We start from the raw sequence: 20,342 nt of genomic DNA on the forward strand, positions 1-20,342 counted from the left end.
TTCCTGCAGCCTGATTGGGGGCTGTGCCGAACGGTGGCACTACATCAGACAGTCCCGAAATTTGAATGAAAAAGCCTCCAAATCCACTGCAAAAGTGGAGGTGGAGGTTTTTTCTGCTAAATGGGGTTCGCCAGAGTGGAGCTCCGAAAACGAAAATTTACTTTTGGGACAGCCTCTTTTATGCATTTATCATGGACGGCATCGCTCACTTCTGTATGATGGAGAAGACGAGTGATTAGGGGGACGGCTGATTGGCAAAAACGAAAACGCAGTATGTTTGCACCGCGTGCGGACATGTTGAAATAAAGTGGATGGGGCGTTGCCCAGGGTGTGGAGAGTGGAACACCCTCATTGAGGAAACGGTAGCGACGTCGCGGACCGGCCCTGTGACAGGGACGCGAATGCAGCCGATGCCCATCGAATCGATTCCGCCGCAGACCGAACAGCGGGTGCGGACAGGGTTAACAGAGTGTGATTTCGTGCTCGGAGGCGGGATTGTGCCCGGGTCGCTGGTGCTCATCGGCGGTGACCCAGGAATCGGAAAGTCCACACTACTGCTTCAATTGTCTCAGTCCATCGCATCTCAGAACAAGCGTGTGCTATATGTGTCAGGCGAGGAGTCGGCGAGCCAAATTCGGCTCCGAGCAGAGCGCCTTGGAACGGTTCACAAGGAACTGTACGTGTTGGCGGAAACCGATCTCGATCTCGTCGTCGAATCCGCCGCCGCCCTCAAGCCCGATTTTTTGATCATCGATTCGATTCAAACGGTCTTTCGCCCCAGCCTCACTTCCGCACCGGGCAGTGTGGCGCAGGTCCGCGAGTGCACCGGAGTGCTGTTGCGCCTCGCGAAGCAGCAGAACATCGCGACGTTCATCGTGGGTCACGTCACCAAGGATGGAGCGATAGCCGGACCGAGGATGCTTGAGCATATGGTTGATGCCGTACTATACTTTGAGGGCGAACGACATCATATGTATAGAGTATTGCGGGCGGTGAAAAACCGGTTCGGATCGACCAATGAACTGGCCGTGTTCGAGATGCATGACGATGGGCTGCGAGAGGTCTCGAATCCGTCCCTGCTATTTCTATCGGAACGGCAGACGGTCGTACCGGGTTCTGCCGTCGTGGCCGCCATGGAAGGGCGGCGACCGCTGTTGCTCGAGGTACAGGCGCTGGTCGCGCCGACCGGGTTCGCCACGCCTCGCAGGATGTCGACTGGGGCGGATCACTCGCGCGTGAGTATGTTGCTCGCCGTCCTGGAACGGCGCATCGGTCTGCAAGTTCAGGCGTCGGATGCGTATGTCAACGTCGCGGGCGGCGTGCGGGTAGACGAACCGGCGGTCGATCTCGGCATCGCTCTCGCGCTCGTGTCCAGCCACCGAGACAGACCGCTGGCACGCGGAGATCTGTATATCGGCGAGGTGGGTTTGACGGGCGAGGTACGCACGGTCACCCGCTTGTCAGAACGTTTGCGCGAGGCGCAAAAATTGGGATTTGCTCGCTGTTTTGTACCTGCGGGCCAGTCGCTCGCAGAGACCTTTTCAGGGCTCGAGGTCATTCAAGTGAAATCGCTGCAGGACGCCATACAACTCGCGTTTTAGAAGGTTGTACGGCTATAGAGGTGACGATATTGAGGGAAGAAGCAAAGATGGATGTAACCGTCAATAAAATCCTTCGGATGGTTGCGCCTGGTACGGTATTGCGCGAGGGCATCGAAAACATCCTGCGGGCGAAGACCGGTGGGCTCATCGTGGTTGGCGCATCGGACAAGGTGCAGTCGATTATGGATGGTGGTTTTTCGATTCAGTGTGACTTGACGCCTTCGCATTTGTATGAGTTGGCGAAAATGGATGGCGCCATCATCATCAGCGACGATTTAAAGCGCATCCTGTACGCAAATACCAACCTAAATCCGAACCACACCATCCCGACGTCGGAGACGGGAACGCGACATCGGACGGCGGAGCGCGTCGCACGGGAAAGCGGCCAATTGGTGGTGTGTATTTCCCAGCGGCGAAATGTGATCACGCTCTACCAGGGGAATTTTAAGTACGTGTTGCGCGACATCTCCGTCATCTTGACAAAGGCAAATCAGGCGATGCAAACTTTGGAGAAATATAAGACGGTGCTCGACCAGGAACTGACGGACTTGAGCGCACTGGAGTTCGAGGAGGCAGTTTCACTCGACGAGGTCACCACAGTTCTCCAGCGATTTGAAACCGTGCTGCGGATCAAATCTGAAATTCGCCGCTATATCACGGAGCTTGGCAACGAGGGACGCCTCGTCACCATGCAGCTCGAAGAACTCGTCTCAAACGTCGACGAGCAGGCGTACCTGTTGGTGAAGGATTACCTCAACAGCGAAATTGAGGTGACGCCACATCACGTCTTGTCGACACTTCACAATATGACGGCAGATGACTTGCTGGATGGGACGCTGGTGGCAAAGGCACTGGGCTATTTGCCGAGTGTCAACCTGCTCGAGGAAGTCGTCCCGTCGCGTGGGTATCGGCTCCTTAATCGCATCAGTCGCTTGCCTCAGCCGGTGATCGAAAACTTGGTCGAACACTTTGGGATTCTCACGCGCATTCTTGCGGCAAACGTGGATGACCTCGACGAAGTCGAGGGCGTCGGTACGGTGAGGGCGCGCGTCATTCGCGACGGTCTCAACCGAATTCAGGAACAGGTACTTATTGATCGTCATTTATAGCCATGCCGTGTTTTCTTTCGTTCATATCCTTGGGAGGTCTTGTCATTGTTTATCAAGTCTATCCCCAGTGTATTGACCCTGGGGAACTTGGTCATTGGGATGGTGGCCATCCTGATCTCGAGTCAGGGGCGCTTTAACGAGGCCGCGCTGCTCGTCGTCATCGGCATGCTGCTCGACGGCCTCGACGGGCGTGCCGCCCGACTCCTACACGCCGAGAGCGAATTCGGAAAGCAGCTCGATTCACTCTCTGACTTGGTCACCTTTGGTGTCGCTCCGGCGGCGATGATGTACAACGTAATCTTGTCGCATCTGGGCATCGCGGGGGACGCATTGGCCATCTGGTTTCCGATGTGCGGTGCATTGCGGTTGGCTCGATTCAACGTACAGACGAAATCGTCTTCCTTTTTCGTGGGGCTGCCGATTACGGCCGCCGGCGGGATCCTTGCCACCATGGCGCTCACCCGACCAGTGCTTCACCCGTCCATCGTCATCTTGCCCGTGGGCATGTTCGTCTTGTCCATCCTGATGGTTAGCAACGTCCGCTACCCGAACTTCAAGAAGGTGGCGTTTCCGAAGTCGGCCGTCGTCCTGGTACCGCTTTTTGTCGTGACCATTTTCTGCGCGATAAAGTTTCACTTTATTCGCGCGAATTGGATCATCTTTGGCGTGTTAGCCGTGTACGCAATATATGGCATGCTTCGCGGCATGCGCTACAGGCACGTGCGCCATCGCAGGTCGAACTCGACGTCACAGGATGCGGATATTGACCGCGAGATGGAAACTTCGAGTACCTATCGGGAGATATGACCGTCTAAAGTGGAACAACATCTCGACAAAAGTTCATCATTTCTGTGTCGGGCCCGAGACCGGGCCCGCTTTTCTTTGATCTTACATAGGCACTTTGTTACACTATAAGCACTACCCCAATATTTAGAAGGTTGTACACTTGTGACACGCTTCACGGAAAATCGCAACACATGATTAAGACACACGCTAATATGCCCATACTATTGACAGGAGGTGACTGATATATGTTGAAAAAAGTCGTTCATTTGTTCTTTGCGGTCATTGGGGTAGTCCTCGGTTATACGTTTGGCCCGGACTTATTCACTCGTGTCTTTCATCTAAATCATAATCTCGTCTTGACGCACAAGTGGTTTGGGGCCGCAATTGGCGGTGCGTTGTTCATCTTGGCAACCATCTCCCTTGTGAACTACGTCTCAGCGCTTTTGCGTTGGTTGGAAGAACGGTTGAAAAGTGCGCCACTCGCTGACATTCTTGGTGGTACAATCGGCATGGTCATCGGTCTGGTGGTGGCTTATCTCTTTTCGCCAGAGGTTCGCGCCATTCCAGTCGTCGGTGTCCCTGTCCAATTCTTCGTCAGTATCTTCTTTGCGTATCTCGGTCTTCGAATTGGCTTCACAAAGCGGGAAGATTTATTAAACCTGTTCGCTGGGAAGCTGTCTTTGAAGGATCGGGGAGACAGGGAAAAAGACAAGGACAAGAAATCCGCGATGCGACCGGGCGAGGCCAAGCTCCTCGATACGTCGGTGATTATCGACGGGCGTATCGCCGACTTAGTTGAGACTGGGTTCCTCGATGGCGTTTTGATCATCGCGTCGTTTGTGCTGGAAGAGTTGCAGCACATCGCTGACTCGTCTGATGTCTTGAAGCGAAATCGCGGTCGCCGCGGACTCGACGTGTTAAATCGGATTCAAAAGGAATTGAAGGCGCCGGTTCAAATCGTGGAAATTGACTTCGACGATATTCAGGAGGTCGACTCCAAGTTGGTTCGCCTTGCGAAGCAGATGAACGGGAAGGTCATGACGAACGACTTTAACCTGAACAAGGTCTGTGAGTTGCAAGGGGTTCCGGTGCTCAATATCAATGACTTGGCGAACGCCTTGAAACCAATTGTACTCCCTGGCGAGGAATTGCATGTGCAAGTCATCAAGGACGGGAAAGAGTATAATCAGGGCGTTGCGTACCTCGATGATGGTACAATGATTGTCATTGAGGGTGGCCGTGAGTATATCGGCGGCATGTTGTCGGTGTTGGTCACGAGCGTGCTTCAAACGTCCGCTGGCAGAATGATATTTGCAAAGCCGAAGCTGCTTGAGAGAGCGCTATAGTCACTCGGCCAAATTGGCTTTTGTAAAATAGGATGTTTGACAGGACCGGTGCTCGCCGGTCCTGTTTTGCGAACGCCAGCGCCAACTCGCATGGGAGGGAGCCATTGGACATGTTGTTTGCCATTGTCGTGGCGGCAGGCAGGGGACTGCGGATGGGGTTTAAAAAGCAATTCTTCAGTCTGGCTGGCCAACCGATGTGGACACGGTCTGTACAAGCGATGCTGGCAGGCGGCGCAGAACAGGTCGTCGTGGTGGCAAGCGCTGAGGACATCGATGCGATGAGCGACAGTCTGCCGATGTTTAGGTGGGCTGACCGCTGTGTGCTGGTCGTCGGTGGCGACACTCGGCACCAGTCAGTCGTCGCTGGCATGCGTCACATTTATGAAACGGTCACTTCCCTCGCGGTCGATTCGCGAGACGTCCTCGTGGGCGTGCACGACGCAGCACGGCCGTTTGTCAGCGCGCAAGACGTGAGCCGTACATATGCGTGTGCGAGGGCCGAAGGTGTTGCAATCCTCGGTACGGGTTGCAAAGATACGGTGAAATGGTGCGACGGCGCGTACGTAGACCACACCGTACCACGTGAACAACTCTTCCTAGCACAAACACCTCAAGTGATACGAGGGGACATCCTCTATCCGGCATATCTCGCGGATGGCTCACCGCAGTCCCCGACGGACGACAGTGCCTTAATGGAGTCGCTTGGGTACCGTGTCGCGTGCGTTGAGTCGACTCATTACAACGGAAAAGTGACCACGCCGGCGGATTTGGATTACGCGCGATGGCTCGCGAGCAAACTGTGGGGGGAAGTGAAATTGTGATGAGAATTGGTTACGGTTTTGATGTCCACGAAATCGTGGCGGGCAGGCCACTCGTTTTAGGCGGGCAGCGCATTCCCGCGGAGTTTGGGCTGTTGGGGCATTCAGACGCAGATGTGGTGCTGCACGCGGTGATGGATGCGATGCTGGGAGCGTTAGCGCTCGGTGACATTGGGCAACACTTTCCCAATACAGATCTCCGATTTAAGGATGCCAACAGCCTCGAACTCTTGAGACATGTCTCTCAACTGGTGCACGAGCGCGGTTACCGGTTGGGCAATCTCGACGTGATGGTCCTTGCAGAGGCGCCCAAGCTCGCACCGTACTCGCTGCGGATGCGGGAGAGTATCGCACAGACTTGCGCATGTGAAGTGGACCAGGTCTCCATCAAAGCGACCACCATGGAGACATTAGGGTTTGTCGGTCGCAAAGAGGGAATCGCGGCTCAGGCTGTGGTCCTGCTTGTATCGGAAGGGGAATAACAAATCATGACGGTTCGAGTTCGGTTTGCTCCTAGTCCTACGGGGCACTTACATATCGGCAGTGTACGCACTGCGCTGTTCAATTTTTTGTATGCCCGCCGCCACGGTGGGGATTTTGTTTTGAGGATTGAAGATACGGACACCAATCGGAACATCGAAGGCGCAGAGCTCGCGTTCCTCGACGGCTTCCGCTGGTTGGGTATGGAGTGGGACGAAGGGATCGACATCGGCGGGCCCTATGCGCCATACCGCTGTATGGAGCGCTTAGATCTCTATCGCGAGCACGTGCAGACCCTATTAGACAAGGGCATCGCCTATCCGTGCTTCTGTACGGATGAGGAGTTGGCACAGCAACGCGAGGCGGCTGAGCGCGAAGGGCGCGTTCCGCGCTATAGCGGGGTGTGCTATGAGCTGTCCGAGACAGAGCGGCAGGAGAAAATAGCACAGGGCATCCCGTACAGCATTCGATTTCACGTCCCAGAGAACCGTGAACTCGTCGTGGACGATTTGGTTCGCGGACACGTGACGTTTAACAGCAGCGACATCGGAGACTATGTGATCGTCAAGTCAAATGGGATTCCCACCTACAATTTTCAGGTGGTTGTGGACGATGCGGCGATGAAGATCACCCACGTCATCCGCGCGGAGGAGCACTTGTCAAACACGCCGCGCCAAATTCTCGTATTTCAGGCGTTTGGGTACGATATTCCGAAATTTGCCCATTTGCCAATCGTACTCGATCAGCACAGGAAAAAGTTGAGCAAGCGCGACCCGAGTGTATTGCCCATTCAGAAATACGAGGAACTCGGGTACGTTCCTCACGCCATCATCAACTTCCTCGCTCTCCTCGGATGGTCGCCGGAGGGGGAACAGGAGCTGTTTGACCTGGAGTCGCTCGCTTCGCAATTCGATCTCGACCGCATCAGCAAAGCAGGCGCCGTCTTCGATGTGGATAAGCTCAATTGGATGGCAAACCAATACTTTAAAGCGTTGGATTTGAAAGTTGCGACAGACATGGTGAAGCAGCAGCTCGATAGGGCTTCCAGGTCTTTGCCGGCGGGTGTTCCGGACGACTGGCTACCGCAAATCGTTTCGCTGTTCCAAGAACAGATGGTCTGTGCTTCCGACTTTTTGCGCCTTTCGGAAGGGTTTTTTGAACAGCGGGTCACATACGATGAAGAGGCCCAACAGCTGCTTGCCGAACCGGGCAGCCGCCAGGTCGTCGAAGCTTACTTTGCCCTCGCGTCGGCGGACGAAGTTTGGACGGCGGACGCCAGTCGTGCGCGATTTAAGCAGATTCAAAAGGAACAGGGCGTCAAGGGGCGCGCGTTGTTTATGCCGGTCCGTGCTGCGATTACCGGTCAGGTCCACGGTCCCGACCTCCAAAAGACGATTGCGCTGTTGCCAAAAGACTGGGTTCTTGACAGACTTGCCAGTGCACTCGAAAGCAGGTCATAATGTAAGCAGTTGTCGCAACGATGCATTTCGCGCGTTGCGGCTGGTATACGTGGTAGGAGGCCGATGTCAAACAGTCTACGACAGAGAACACCCACCTGGGCAACCGGGCTGTGAGTGGGTGTGCAGACTGCATCGGGGTGCGCCTGCCTGGCAATTCGGAAGGAACGGCCTTGCGCTCAGTAAAATCCGACGGTGAGCACCGTTATATGCGTAAAGTGGGCGTCTTTGTGGTGCATCGACGTCAACCAGAGTGGAACCGCGGGCACACCGTCTCTGACAGAGGCGGTGTTTTTTTGATGGCGTGTTGCAACACTATCGAGATACAGAGAGGATGATTTGAAGTGGCAATCGTCTTGTACAACAGTATGTCGGGGAAAAAGGAACAGCTTGAGACGATTGAACCTGGGAAAGTGCGGTTCTACGCGTGTGGTCCAACGGTGTACAACTACTTTCACCTTGGGAATGCGAGGATGTTTGTCGCGTTTGACACCATTCGCCGATATCTCGAATACCGCGGATACGAGGTTCGCTATGTGCAGAATTTCACCGACGTCGACGACCGGATTATCCAACGGGCCAACGAGTTGGGCATCCCGCCGCGGCAGTTGGCGCAAACCAACATCGAGGATTACTTTGCTGACGCGGAGGCTCTGTTTATCCGCAAAGCGACCGTTCACCCCCGGGTGACGGAGTGCATTCCGGAGATCGTCTCGTATATTCAGGATCTCATTGAGAAGGGGCACGCCTATGAGCGGCAGGGCAATGTCTATTTCGACACCTCGTCGTTCGCCGAGTACGGAAAACTGTCTCACCAGTCGCCGGAGGATATGCGCGCGGGGCACCGTATCGACGTTCAGGAAGAAAAGGACGATCCGACCGACTTCGCGCTGTGGAAGGCGGCGAAACCGGGTGAGGAGTTCTGGGACAGCCCTTGGGGGCCTGGCCGCCCTGGTTGGCACATCGAGTGTTCGGTGATGAACGCGCTGTACCTCGGCGAGCAAATCGACATTCACGCAGGTGGTCGGGATCTGATCTTCCCTCACCACGAGAACGAGATCGCGCAGAGCGAGGCACATTCGGGCCACACGTTCGCACGCTACTGGCTTCACAACGGCACCTTGAATATCAACGGCGAGAAGATGTCCAAATCGACCGGGAACTTTATAATGACGCGGGACTTGTTGCAGCGCCAGGACCCTCGGACGATCCGCTTCTTCCTCCTGTCGGCTCACTACCGGCATCCGTTGAATTACACGGAAGAAGCATTGCTGCAGGCGGAGCAGGGCCTGCTGCGGATAGACCGAGCGCTGCAAAACATCGATCATCGAACGCAGGCCCTGAAACAAATCGAGGGCGTCGTCGATGTGACAGGGAAGTCCCTGAATCCTGATGTGGCAGCGGATATCGAAGCGATACGAGAATCGTTTACGGCGGCGATGGACGATGACTTTAACACCGCAGATGGTATTTCAGCCATTTTTGAAGGCGTTCGCCGCATCAACACCCGGTTGACGGAGACGGACATCAAGATGGCAGACCTGCAGGCGTATCGGAGTGTCTTGGTCGAACTGTTGGACGCAATTGGCATTCCAGAGAGACAAGTGAGCACGCTTGAAGAGGAAATCGCCGGACTGATTCAAGAGCGTAATGAGGCACGCGCCAACCGCAACTTCACCCGCGCGGACGAAATTCGCGACGAGCTCAAACACCGTGGCATCGTCCTCGAGGATACGCCGCAGGGCACACGTTGGAGTTTCGAACCATGAATCAAAGTTGGAAGCCCGAGGAGCTGTCCTCGCTGGGTCTTGCGTTCATAGGCGACGCAATTTGGGAAGTCTATGCGAGAGGGCATTGCCTGAACCAAGGGATTCGTAAACCGCATGAGCTGCACAAGCGATGCACGCACTATGTGAGCGCCGCCGCACAAGCGGATGCGCTGGGGGGTATCGCGGATTCGTTGACGGACGAGGAGGCAGCTGTGGTGCGCCGCGGACGGAACGCGAAATCGGCGCACGTTCGCAAGAACGTCGACGTCATCGTCTATCGCCACAGTACCGGCTTTGAAGCGTTGATTGGCCATCTTCATGGCACAGGGCAACACGCGCGATTAGAGCAGATCACGGAGCAAGCACTTGCGTATTTAGATGAGTTAGTAAAGGAGCCCCATTCATGAACGAGGGACGTAGGTCGAGCGGTAGATCAAACAGGAATCAATTTACGAGCGGTGAGCGGGGGCGTGCAGGAAAGCGCCAGCAAGATGACCGCCGCGGCGGTAGAGGCCCATCTGGGTACAGCGCGTCTGGGTGGGATGACCCACGTCGCGAAGGAGGCCCACGTCGCGAAGGAGGCCCGCGCCACGAAGGAGGCCCGCGCCACGAGGGAGGTCCACGTCGCGAGGGAGGTCCACGCCGCGAGGGAGGTCCACGCCGCGAGGGAGGTCCACGCCGCGAGGGAGGTCCACGCCGCGAGGGAGGTCCACGCCGCGAGGGAGGTCCACGTCGCGAGGGAGGTCCACGTCGCGAGGGAGGTCCACGCCGCGAAGCGGGTTCACGTCGGGATTCGGTCTCGACGAGGGGAGCGCGCAGAGAGTGGCAGGAGCGCCCGGAACGCGCTGCTGAAGAAGTGTACCTTCAAGAGGAGACCACGGAAGCTCAGCTGATCAAGGGCAGGCATCCGGTTGCAACAGCGCTCAGCGAGGGAAGGCCCATCAACAAGGTCTTGATCGCAGAAGGGGCAGCCGAAGGCGGCTTTGAGCACATTGTGGCTCGGGCGAAAGAGCAGGGAGTCGTCGTCCAATTCGTCCCGCGCGCGCGCCTCGACGCCATTGCAGGGAATGCGCACCAAGGTGTGGCCGCGTACGTCGCACCGTACAACTACGTGGAACTAGAGGATATCGTCGAGCGGGAAACGGCTGGCGTGGGTCTCATTGTCGTGCTCGACGGGGTGACAGACCCGCACAACCTGGGCGCCATCATCCGCACCGCTGAGGCAGCAGGGGCACAAGGCGTGGTGATTGGCAAGCACCGGGCATCGCCGCTGACGGAGACGGTCGCCAAAGCGGCTGCGGGTGCGCTCGAGTACCTGCCTGTCGCCCGTGTGGCAAACGTCGTTCAAGCGTTGGAGCAGCTCAAGTCAGCGGGTTACTGGGTGGTCGGAACGACCGTGGAAGCAGAACACCGGATGGTCGACGTCGATTATACGCACAAGACTGTGGTTGTCATCGGGTCTGAGGGCGTGGGACTCCACCGTCTCGTCAGTGAACGATGCGACTTTCTCGTCAACATCCCGATCTTGGGACGAGTTCAAAGTCTGAACGCGTCGGTCGCGGCGGGGGTCATGCTGTATGAAGTCGTCCGCCAACGAACGTAAGCGAAAGGGACAGCGCTGTCTGATTGTCGATGGCTACAACGTCTTAGCGCGCAGGGCGGGGACGGGTCTCGCGAAAATTCCCGATCTGGAGTCGGCGCGGCGGGAACTCGAAGACCTGCTCTCCGAGTACCGCGCCGTCTATGACGAGGACGTCATCGTCGTCTATGACGCACATCACCGACCAGGTCTTGGCGTGTCCGAAAGGCGCGCCGGGATCGACATCGTGTTCACGGATTCTGGCGAGACGGCCGATGCTCGCATCGAACATCTCGTCTATGACATCCGGGAAAACTATCGAAATATCACTGTCGCCACATCGGACGCGGCAGAGCAACAGGTGTCGTTTGGCGGAGGGGCCTTGCGCATATCCGCGCAGGAACTGCTGTTGCGCCTCGAGTCGATGCAGAAGTTCATCAGACATCAGACGGAAGGTCACAAGGCCAGAACGCGCCCGACGCTCGCTGACACCATTCGCGACGATATTGCAAAGGCACTAGAAAATTGGCGGCGGAAGTAGAATTTATGCGAAAACAATCATTGATAATCATAGATTACATAATGTATAATGGCGTCAACCATCAGGGCTCGGGGTGATAAGGTTTGTCGACACAGCCAACACAGTTGGACGCCGATTATTCGAACTACGAAAATCGAACAGACGAAGAGCTTGTCGAGGTAGTGCGAGACGGTGATACCGATGCACTCGAGTTCCTCATTCACAAGTATCGTAACTTTGTTCGGGCGAAAGCGAGATCGTATTTTTTGATCGGTGCCGACCGTGAGGATATCGTCCAGGAGGGCATGATTGGACTCTACAAGTCGATTCGTGACTTCCGCGGCGACAAGCTCTCCTCGTTTAAAGCGTTTGCCGAATTGTGTATCACCAGGCAAATTATTACCGCCATCAAGACGGCGACACGTCAGAAGCACATTCCGCTGAACTCCTATGTTTCGTTGGACAAGCCCATCTATGACGAAGATTCCGACAGGACCTTACTCGACGTCATCTGCACGGTGCGCGTATCAGATCCAGAAGAGCTAGTTATACATCAGGAAGAATTTGACGATATTGAAGGTAAGATGTCTGAGTTGTTGAGTGATCTGGAACGCAAAGTCCTGATGCTCTACCTTGACGGAAGATCTTACCAAGAAATCGCCGTCGATCTGGCTCGTCACGTAAAGTCTATCGATAACGCGTTACAACGCGTGAAACGCAAACTCGAGAAATACTTGACTTTCCGTAACGTCATATGCTAATGTAACTCAGGTATGTGAGTCCCCTTCTAGGGGGTTCTTCTGTTTTTGCGTCATATTTTGTTCGTTGTCGTTGATTAAGCGTGTTTCAGAACATCCTCGGTCAATTATGAGCGGATGATGTTCGGATAACCGCTTGTAGGGGAGGTGCCCTGAGTGCGCGAAATCGTTACGCTGGCATGCACAGAGTGCAAACAACGGAATTACACCAGCAACAAGAACAAGAAAAATGATCCGGACCGGATCGAACTCAAGAAATATTGCCCAACGTGCAACTCGCATACGACGCACCGCGAAACCCGCTAAGTCGGAGTCGGCATCAAAGGAGTAATCCGGTATGGCAAAGACAAACGAATCGTTGGTTGAAGCAAAGGCGCGCAAGCGCTCGGGGTTTTTTGCTTTCTTTGCGGAATCGTGGAGGGAACTCCGCCGAGTACGCTGGCCGAAACGACGTGAAATCGTGTTGTATACGGCCGCTTCGTTGGTCTTGTGCGTCATTCTCGGGTTGTTAATTTGGGGCTTCGACGTTGGTGTGTCTCGGTTGTTGACCTTCATCGGTGTAGTTTAAGGACTGAGCTTTGGGGGTGTCCGGGCCGCGTTGCCCGCGTTATGGAAAACCTCGAAAAACATTGGTATGTCATTCATACGTATTCGGGCTACGAGAACAAGGTTAAGAGTAACTTGGAAAGTCGCGTTCAGTCCATGGGGATGGAAGATCGCATTTATAATGTGATGGTTCCAACGGAAGATGAACTCGAGCTGAAAAACGGGAAGAAGCGCGTTGTACAGCGTAAGGTGTTCCCAGGATACGTTCTGGTCGAGATGGCGATGACGGATGACTCTTGGTATGTTGTTCGCAACACGCCGGGCGTTACGGGCTTCGTCGGATCGACAGGGGCTGGTTCGAAGCCGGTTCCGCTACTTCCACACGAAGTACAGGCTATCCTGAAGTCCATGGATGCGAACGAGCCGAAGAGCAACATCACTTACGATGTTGGCGAGGTCGTGCGACTTGTCGAAGGTCCGTTTGCGGATATGGTTGGCACGGTTGAAGAGGTGCATCCGGAACACCAAAAGTTGAAAGTGCTTGTTTCGATGTTTGGTCGCGAGACGCCTCTCGAGGTGGAGTACCAACAGGTTGAACGCCTGTCCTGACACTGGCAGTATGCTGAGCGGCGGTTTACCTGCCCTCACTTCTGTGATTCGCACTCGCGAATCTGATAGATGCGTGAAAAGGTATCTTTTCACGATGCGTCCCGTGGGAGGGCACATACCCGATTACCACATTATGAGCGAAGGAGGTGGGCGTGTTGCCGAAGAAGATTGTCAAGGTTGTGAAGTTGCAAATCGCAGCCGGAAAAGCAACACCTGCTCCGCCGGTAGGTCCTGCGCTTGGTCAAGCGCAGGTTGGTAACATCATGGGGTTCTGTAAAGAGTTCAACGCTCGTACCGCAGATCAGGTTGGCCTGATCATCCCGGTCGTGCTTTACGTTTACGAAGACCGTTCGTACACGTTTGACCTCAAAACTCCGCCGGCTGCTGTCTTGTTGAAGAAGGCTGCAGGCATCGAGTCTGGTTCCGCAGAGCCGAACCGCAACAAGGTTGCTACGGTGAAGCGCGACAAGGTTCGCGAAATTGCCGAACAGAAGATGGCAGACCTGAATGCAGCAAGTGTTGAAGCAGCGATGCGCATGGTCGAAGGGACCGCGCGCAGCATGGGAATCCTTATTCAGGACTAACCCCGCGGAGAAATCGTGGGAGGTTGTCAAACCGTAGACCACATGGAGGTGAAACAATGGCTCGCAAATCTAAACGTGCTCAAGAGGCTGCAAAGCTGGTTGATCGCGAAAAGCTGTATGATGTGCAAGAGGCCCTCGGTCTTGTGAAACAAGCTGCGAAGGCGAAGTTTGATGAAACTGTCGAGATTGCTGTTCGTTTGGGCGTCGACCCGAAGAAGCAGGATCAGCAGGTTCGTGGTGCCGTCGTCCTGCCGCATGGAACAGGTAAAACTGCGCGCGTCCTTGTTTTCGCCAAGGGCGAAAAGGCGAAGGAAGCACAAGAGGCAGGCGCCGACTTTGTTGGCGACGACGACTTGATTCAAAAGATCTCCCAGGGTTGGTTCGACTTTGATGTCGTTGTTGCAACCCCGGATATGATGGGCGCCGTTGGCCGTTTGGGTCGTACGCTCGGTCCTAAGGGCTTGATGCCAAATCCGAAGACGGGCACCGTCACATTTGACGTAGCTCGCGCGGTGCAGGAGATCAAGGCTGGTAAGATTGAGTACCGTCTCGACAAGGCTGGCATTATTCACTGCCCGATTGGCAAGGTGTCGTTCGATGTCGACCAATTGGTTGGCAACTTCCGGACCTTGTTGGATGCACTGCAAAAGGCGAAGCCGTCTGGCGCGAAGGGTCAATATGTTCGCACGGTCACGGTTACGTCGACGATGGGACCTGGTGTCCGCGTCAACGCACAACGCGTAGCAGCGGCTGAGTAATCGGTCTGCTCGTAAAATTTGTGTGTGTGTTCAAAACTGAAAAGTTGACCGTAGACAGTAGGTCCCACGGGGATTGGCTTGAGCGTTAGCGCCAGTCGCCCCACGGGTTAAAGTTGCCTCCCGAGGTCGTGTGCAGCCCTTTATTTGGCATGCGTGCGCCTCGGTCTGTCGAGGCGCTTTTTCATGTGCTCGATTCTTGTAAGGAGGTGGATGGATTGGCAGTACGTCCAGAAAAGGAACAAGTCGTAAAAGAGATCGCAGAGCGCTTGGAGCGCAGTACGAGCGTCGTGCTCGCAGACTACCGCGGATTGAACGTCGCGGAAGACACGGAGCTCCGTTCGAAACTCCGCGAGGCGGGCGTCGAGTACGAGGTATTAAAAAATACCATGACGAGCCGTGCCGCTGCGCAGGTGAACTTTGCTGACCTAGATCAGTACCTCGCTGGCCCGACGGCTGTAGCGTTTGGCTACGACGACGCTGTAACGGCGGCGAAGGTGTTGTACGATTTCTCGCGTGAGCACAAAGCCCTCGAATTGAAGGGTGGTATCATCGAAGGTCGCGTTGTGTCTGGTGAGGAAGTCGCTAGCATCGCGAAGTTGCCATCTCGCGAAGGCTTGCTTTCGATGTTGCTCAGCGTTCTTCAAGCGCCTATGCGCAACTTGGCATACTCGTTGCAACAGGTTGCTGACCAAAAGGGTGACGGTGCAGAAGCACCGGCCGCTGAATAAACGAATTTATGTACCAGAGCGTTGTCTCTGGAATTTAGGGAGGTTATTTGGTTGACGACTCAAGAAATCTTAGAAGCCGTAAAAAATATGACGGTTCTTGAACTGAACGACTTGGTAAAGGCAATTGAAGAGGAATTTGGTGTAACTGCTGCAGCTCCAGTAGCTATCGCAGGTGCAGGCGCAGCTGATGGCGGCGCTGCAGAACAAACCGAATTCGACGTCATCTTGACCAGCGCTGGTTCCTCCAAGATCGGCGTGATCAAGGTTGTTCGTGAAATCACGGGTCTTGGCTTGAAAGAAGCGAAGGAACTCGTTGACAACGCTCCAAAGCCGATCAAAGAGAAGGTTTCCAAGGAAGATGCTGAGGGCATCAAGGCTAAGCTTGAAGAGGCTGGCGCTTCCATCGAAATTAAGTAAGTTCGTTCGTCGAGAAGGGTGCTCCGTAGGGGTACCCTTCTTGCGCGTTGTTGCCGTCCACTGTGGGAGGTGCGCATTTGACTGAGCATTATTACTCCGCGAAGCCGCAGGTCGAGAGTCAACAGAGGACAATTGAAGTCGACGTGCGAGGCGTTCATCTGAAGTTGACGACCGACAGAGGCGTGTTTTCCAAGGGGGGGCTCGACGACGCGACGAGACGTCTTCTGGAGACAGTCGAACTCGACGGTTCTGAACAGGTTGTCGATCTCGGTGCGGGCTACGGCATAGTCACTGCGGTGCTAGGCACTGTCTTTCCGAACACGAGGTGGACGCTCATCGATATCAATGGACGAGCCCTCGACCTGGCGAGGCGGAACACTGCGCCGTTCGCACATCGTTGCACCTACGTTCAGAGCGATGGAATTCCTGACGACGTCGGATCGACGTTTGACGATGTCTTGCTCAATCCGCCCATTCGGGCCGGCAAGGCGGTCGTTTACCGGCTGTTTTCAGATGCGCATCGGGTGCTCGTTCCCGGTGGTCGACTGTGGATTGTCATTCAGAAAAAACACGGTGCCCCCACGGCCCTCGAAGAGTTGCAGCGAACGTTCGACAGCGTCGACACGGTCTATAAGAAGTCTGGATACTTTATCTTTCGGGCTGTTAAGGGACAGAACTAGGGCGTGCGAACTCGGTGGCGCAAAAGACGGGCGAATAGATGTTGACTTAGCATTTTGCTTGTGATAACCTTATCCAATGCAAACTGTGATGATTGGACGGATGCTCACCTCTTATATGAATAAAGTTCATCGTTTATGGAAATAGGTGAATATTAGTCAACTCTATTTGCTAAATGTGGTTGGATGTGGCCTCATTTTCTTTTTGTCTTTAGAGCCTCTTTGAAATTGCATCGTCCACAAATCCGCTTGAGGGGTGACGGTTTTGCAGGGACACATGGTCAAGTACGGATGGGCTGAACGTCGCACATTTTCGCGCATCCGTGAAGTCCTCGAATTACCCAATCTGATTGAAATCCAGCAAAAATCTTACGAGTGGTTCCTGCGTGAGGGATTGCGTGAAATGTTTACTGACATTTCGCCGATCCAGGACTTTACTGGGAACTTGGTGCTCGAGTTCATCGACTATAGTCTTGGTGAACCGAAGTACGACGTCGAAGAGTCGAAAGAGCGCGACGTGACATATGCGGCTCCGCTGCGCGTCAAGGTTCGACTGTTGAACAAGGAAACTGGTGAGGTAAAAGAGCAGGAGGTCTTCCTGGGGGATTTTCCTCTGATGACCGATACCGGCACTTTTGTCATCAATGGCGCTGAACGCGTCATTGTCAGCCAGTTGGTTCGTTCACCTAGCGTCTATTATAGCAGTAAGATCGACAAAAATGGCAAACGGACATTCGCTGCGACGGTCATTCCGAATCGCGGCGCGTGGCTCGAGTTTGAGACGGATGCCAAGGATGTCGTCTACGTCCGTATCGATCGCACTCGCAAGTTGCCTATCACGGTGCTTTTGCGTGCGTTGGGGCTGTCGTCGGACGCTGACATCACTCAGCTCATCGGAGAAGATGACTACCTTCAAAACACCTTGGACAAAGACACGACCGATTCCACGGAACGTGCATTGGTCGAGATTTACGAACGCCTGCGCCCTGGTGAGCCGCCGACTGTGGAAAATGCTCGCGCGCTGCTGGCATCCCGTTTCTTTGATCCAAAGCGTTACGACCTGGCGAATGTCGGGCGTTACAAAATCAATAAGAAGTTGCACATCAAGAATCGGCTGCTGAACCAGCGCCTTGCCGAGACGTTGGTGGATGCCGACACGGGCGAGATTATTGCCGAGGCCGGTACCGTCATCGACCGCCGCGTGTTGGATCGCTTGATCCCCCTTCTGGAAGGGAACATCGGACGATTCTCTGTTCGCGCGACGCGAGACCTGCTGGAAGACGACAACGTGCCGCTTCAAATGGTGAAGATCTTCAGCCCGTCTGAAGATGGACGCGTGTTGAACGTGATCAGCAACGGAGTCGTCTCGACGGACGTCAAATATATCACGCCGTCAGACATCCTAGCTGCTGTGTCTTACTTCTTCAATTTGCTTCGCGGGGTTGGAACGACCGACGATATCGACCACCTCGGGAACCGCCGCCTCCGTTCGGTCGGCGAGCTGTTGCAGAATCAGTTCCGCATCGGTTTGTCTCGGATGGAGCGCGTCGTTCGCGAGCGCATGTCGATTCAGGACGCGAGCGCTATCACGCCGCAGGCCCTGATCAATATTCGTCCGGTCATCGCCGCGATTAAGGAATTTTTCGGTTCCAGTCAGCTGTCGCAGTTTATGGATCAGACCAACCCGCTGGCTGAACTCACGCACAAGCGCCGCCTGTCTGCGCTCGGCCCGGGTGGTCTTACGCGCGAACGCGCTGGGTTCGAGGTGCGTGACGTGCACTATTCGCACTATGGCCGGATGTGTCCGATTGAGACGCCGGAAGGTCCGAACATCGGTTTGATCAACTCCTTGTCCACTTATGCGCGGATTAACGCCTATGGCTTTATCGAGACGCCGTACCGCCGCGTCGACCCGGAGACTGGGGTCGTGACGGACAAGATTGACTATTTGACGGCCGACGAGGAAGAGAACTACGTCGTAGCTCAGGCGAACGAGCCGCTGACCGAAGATGGCAAACTCGCTTCGGAGGAGATCATCGTCCGCAGGCGCGAGGACGTCATCGCGGTATCGCGCGACCGGATCGACTATATGGACGTCTCGCCTAAGCAAGTGGTATCCGTCGCGACGGCGCTCATTCCATTCTTGGAGAACGACGACGCGAACCGCGCTTTGATGGGTGCCAACATGCAACGTCAAGCGGTGCCGCTGCTCGTAACGGACTCTCCGTATGTGGGAACGGGTATCGAACACCAGGCCGCGAAGGACTCCGGTGTCTGTGTCGTCTCCCGCCACAGCGGCATTGTGGAACGAGTGACGGCGAAGGAAGTCTGGATTCGCCAGGAGGCACAAGCGAATGGACAAACCGTGCGCGGCGACCTCGCCAAGTACCGGTTGATCAAATTCACGCGCTCCAACCAGAACACGTGTGTGAACCAACGCCCAATCGTGCGCGAAGGTCAGCGCGTCAAGGTCGGCGACATCTTGGCTGACGGTCCAGCTACTCAAAACGGTGAGTTGGCACTTGGGCGCAACGTGCTCGTCGCGTTTATGACGTGGGAAGGTTACAACTACGAGGATGCAATCCTCTTGTCTGAAAAGATGGTGAAAGAGGACGTGTACACGTCCATTCACATCGAGGAGTACGAGTTAGAAGCTCGTGATACTAAGCTTGGCCCTGAAGAGATCACGCGCGATATTCCGAACGTCGGCGAGGATGCACTGAAGAACCTCGACGAGCGCGGAATTATCCGCATCGGCGCGGAGATTCGCACCGGCGATATCCTCGTCGGCAAGGTCACACCGAAGGGCGTTACGGAACTGACGGCCGAAGAGCGCTTGTTGCATGCGATTTTCGGTGAGAAGGCGCGCGAGGTGCGCGATACGTCTCTGCGTGTGCCGCATGGTGGCGCTGGAATCGTCGTCGACGTCAAGGTCTTTACTCGCGAGAACGGAGATGAGTTGCCGGCTGGTGTCAATCAGTTGGTGCGCGTCTACATCGCACAAAAGAGAAAGATCTCCGAAGGCGATAAGATGGCTGGACGTCACGGGAACAAGGGTGTGGTCGCCCGCATCCTGCCTGAAGAAGACATGCCGTTCCTCGAGGACGGAACGCCGGTTCAGATTGTCTTGAATCCACTCGGCGTGCCTTCCCGTATGAACATCGGGCAGGTTTTGGAGACGCACTTAGGTATGGCTGCGCGAGCCCTCGGTATGAAGATGGCGACACCGGTCTTCGATGGCGCCCATCCTGAAGATGTGTTTAGCACTTTGGAAGAGGCCGGCCTCCCTGCGGACGGTAAGCACGTGCTCTACGACGGCCGCAGCGGTGAACCGTTTGAGAACCGAGTGACGGTTGGATTCGTCTACATGTTGAAACTGCACCACCTGGTCGACGACAAGATTCACGCTCGTTCGACTGGTCCTTACTCGCTCGTCACGCAACAACCGCTCGGCGGTAAAGCGCAGTTCGGTGGACAGCGTTTCGGTGAGATGGAAGTTTGGGCTCTCGAGGCATATGGCGCCGCGTACACGCTCCAAGAGATCTTGACCGTCAAGTCAGACGACGTCGTGGGTCGCGTGAAGACGTATGAAGCCATCGTCAAGGGCGAAAATGTCCCAGAGCCGGGCGTGCCGGAGTCGTTTAAGGTCCTCATCAAGGAATTGCAGAGCCTCGGTATGGATGTAAAGATCCTGTCGGGCGACGAGCAGGAGATTGAGATGAAGGAAAGCGACGACGAGGACGACGGTTCGGAGAAGCTCAACTTGAATCTCGAATACAACGAAGTCGGCGACTGATAAC

The 20,342-nt window shown here is 55.2% G+C and carries 21 protein-coding genes and 1 other annotated feature; all 21 genes read left to right on the forward strand.

What is annotated here, in order from left to right:
- The first annotated feature begins 251 nt into the window (after positions 1 to 251).
- A complete protein-coding gene (gene radA / locus NZD89_RS01655) occupies positions 252 to 1,601 on the forward strand; it encodes a DNA repair protein RadA (protein WP_268006130.1) in 1,350 nt (449 codons plus the stop codon).
- A 47-nt stretch (positions 1,602 to 1,648) separates the two neighbouring features.
- Complete coding sequence (gene disA / locus NZD89_RS01660) at positions 1,649 to 2,710, forward strand: DNA integrity scanning diadenylate cyclase DisA (RefSeq protein WP_431308746.1); 1,062 nt, start codon at positions 1,649 to 1,651, stop codon at positions 2,708 to 2,710.
- Between the two features lie 45 nt (positions 2,711 to 2,755).
- Positions 2,756 to 3,517: a CDP-diacylglycerol--serine O-phosphatidyltransferase gene (gene pssA, locus NZD89_RS01665; RefSeq protein WP_268006132.1), complete on the forward strand. Its 762-nt coding sequence runs from the start codon at positions 2,756 to 2,758 to the stop codon at positions 3,515 to 3,517.
- A gap of 224 nt (positions 3,518 to 3,741) precedes the next feature.
- Positions 3,742 to 4,842 (forward strand): PIN/TRAM domain-containing protein, encoded by a 1,101-nt coding sequence (locus NZD89_RS01670; RefSeq protein WP_268006133.1) that lies wholly within the window; start codon positions 3,742 to 3,744, stop codon positions 4,840 to 4,842.
- Between the two features lie 110 nt (positions 4,843 to 4,952).
- The gene (locus tag NZD89_RS01675) at positions 4,953 to 5,663 is read left to right on the forward strand and encodes an IspD/TarI family cytidylyltransferase (protein ID WP_268008364.1); all 711 of its coding nucleotides are present in this window, start codon (positions 4,953 to 4,955) and stop codon (positions 5,661 to 5,663) included.
- Entirely contained in the window at positions 5,663 to 6,142 is a 480-nt protein-coding gene (gene ispF / locus NZD89_RS01680; protein WP_284286377.1) for a 2-C-methyl-D-erythritol 2,4-cyclodiphosphate synthase, read from the forward strand. The genes NZD89_RS01675 and ispF overlap by 1 nt, the downstream gene beginning before the upstream one ends.
- A gap of 6 nt (positions 6,143 to 6,148) precedes the next feature.
- Positions 6,149 to 7,600, forward strand: coding sequence for a glutamate--tRNA ligase (gene gltX, locus NZD89_RS01685; RefSeq protein ID WP_268006135.1), 1,452 nt, complete (start codon positions 6,149 to 6,151; stop codon positions 7,598 to 7,600).
- Positions 7,601 to 7,941: 341 nt separating this feature from the next.
- Complete coding sequence (gene cysS, locus NZD89_RS01690) at positions 7,942 to 9,366, forward strand: cysteine--tRNA ligase (RefSeq protein ID WP_268006136.1); 1,425 nt, start codon at positions 7,942 to 7,944, stop codon at positions 9,364 to 9,366.
- Positions 9,363 to 9,773 (forward strand): Mini-ribonuclease 3, encoded by a 411-nt coding sequence (locus tag NZD89_RS01695; protein WP_268006137.1) that lies wholly within the window; start codon positions 9,363 to 9,365, stop codon positions 9,771 to 9,773. The genes cysS and NZD89_RS01695 overlap by 4 nt, the downstream gene beginning before the upstream one ends.
- Entirely contained in the window at positions 9,770 to 10,969 is a 1,200-nt protein-coding gene (rlmB, locus tag NZD89_RS01700; RefSeq protein ID WP_268006138.1) for a 23S rRNA (guanosine(2251)-2'-O)-methyltransferase RlmB, read from the forward strand. The genes NZD89_RS01695 and rlmB overlap by 4 nt, the downstream gene beginning before the upstream one ends.
- Positions 10,944 to 11,486 (forward strand): NYN domain-containing protein, encoded by a 543-nt coding sequence (locus NZD89_RS01705; RefSeq protein ID WP_268006139.1) that lies wholly within the window; start codon positions 10,944 to 10,946, stop codon positions 11,484 to 11,486. Before rlmB ends, NZD89_RS01705 begins: the two co-directional genes overlap by 26 nt.
- A gap of 83 nt (positions 11,487 to 11,569) precedes the next feature.
- Entirely contained in the window at positions 11,570 to 12,226 is a 657-nt protein-coding gene (sigH, locus tag NZD89_RS01710; RefSeq protein WP_268006140.1) for an RNA polymerase sporulation sigma factor SigH, read from the forward strand.
- Positions 12,227 to 12,379: 153 nt separating this feature from the next.
- On the forward strand, positions 12,380 to 12,529 hold the full coding sequence (rpmG, locus tag NZD89_RS01715) for a 50S ribosomal protein L33 (protein ID WP_268006141.1): 150 nt from the start codon (positions 12,380 to 12,382) through the stop codon (positions 12,527 to 12,529).
- 31 nt (positions 12,530 to 12,560) lie between these two features.
- A complete protein-coding gene (gene secE / locus NZD89_RS01720) occupies positions 12,561 to 12,791 on the forward strand; it encodes a preprotein translocase subunit SecE (RefSeq protein WP_268006142.1) in 231 nt (76 codons plus the stop codon).
- A gap of 41 nt (positions 12,792 to 12,832) precedes the next feature.
- Entirely contained in the window at positions 12,833 to 13,378 is a 546-nt protein-coding gene (gene nusG, locus NZD89_RS01725) for a transcription termination/antitermination protein NusG (RefSeq protein ID WP_268006143.1), read from the forward strand.
- A gap of 155 nt (positions 13,379 to 13,533) precedes the next feature.
- Positions 13,534 to 13,962, forward strand: coding sequence for a 50S ribosomal protein L11 (gene rplK / locus NZD89_RS01730; RefSeq protein ID WP_268006144.1), 429 nt, complete (start codon positions 13,534 to 13,536; stop codon positions 13,960 to 13,962).
- A gap of 56 nt (positions 13,963 to 14,018) precedes the next feature.
- Positions 14,019 to 14,720, forward strand: coding sequence for a 50S ribosomal protein L1 (gene rplA / locus NZD89_RS01735; RefSeq protein WP_268006145.1), 702 nt, complete (start codon positions 14,019 to 14,021; stop codon positions 14,718 to 14,720).
- 30 nt (positions 14,721 to 14,750) lie between these two features.
- Positions 14,751 to 14,912 (forward strand) — a sequence feature (ribosomal protein L10 leader region).
- Positions 14,913 to 14,935: 23 nt separating this feature from the next.
- Positions 14,936 to 15,448, forward strand: coding sequence for a 50S ribosomal protein L10 (rplJ, locus tag NZD89_RS01740; RefSeq protein WP_268006146.1), 513 nt, complete (start codon positions 14,936 to 14,938; stop codon positions 15,446 to 15,448).
- A gap of 51 nt (positions 15,449 to 15,499) precedes the next feature.
- The gene (gene rplL / locus NZD89_RS01745) at positions 15,500 to 15,865 is read left to right on the forward strand and encodes a 50S ribosomal protein L7/L12 (RefSeq protein WP_268006147.1); all 366 of its coding nucleotides are present in this window, start codon (positions 15,500 to 15,502) and stop codon (positions 15,863 to 15,865) included.
- A 77-nt stretch (positions 15,866 to 15,942) separates the two neighbouring features.
- Entirely contained in the window at positions 15,943 to 16,545 is a 603-nt protein-coding gene (locus NZD89_RS01750) for a class I SAM-dependent methyltransferase (protein ID WP_268006148.1), read from the forward strand.
- A 274-nt stretch (positions 16,546 to 16,819) separates the two neighbouring features.
- Positions 16,820 to 20,338: a DNA-directed RNA polymerase subunit beta gene (gene rpoB / locus NZD89_RS01755; protein ID WP_431308747.1), complete on the forward strand. Its 3,519-nt coding sequence runs from the start codon at positions 16,820 to 16,822 to the stop codon at positions 20,336 to 20,338.
- Positions 20,339 to 20,342 lie beyond the last annotated feature (4 nt).

It is taken from the genome of Alicyclobacillus fastidiosus, assembly GCF_026651875.1.
Lineage (GTDB): Bacteria > Bacillota > Bacilli > Alicyclobacillales > Alicyclobacillaceae > Alicyclobacillus > Alicyclobacillus fastidiosus.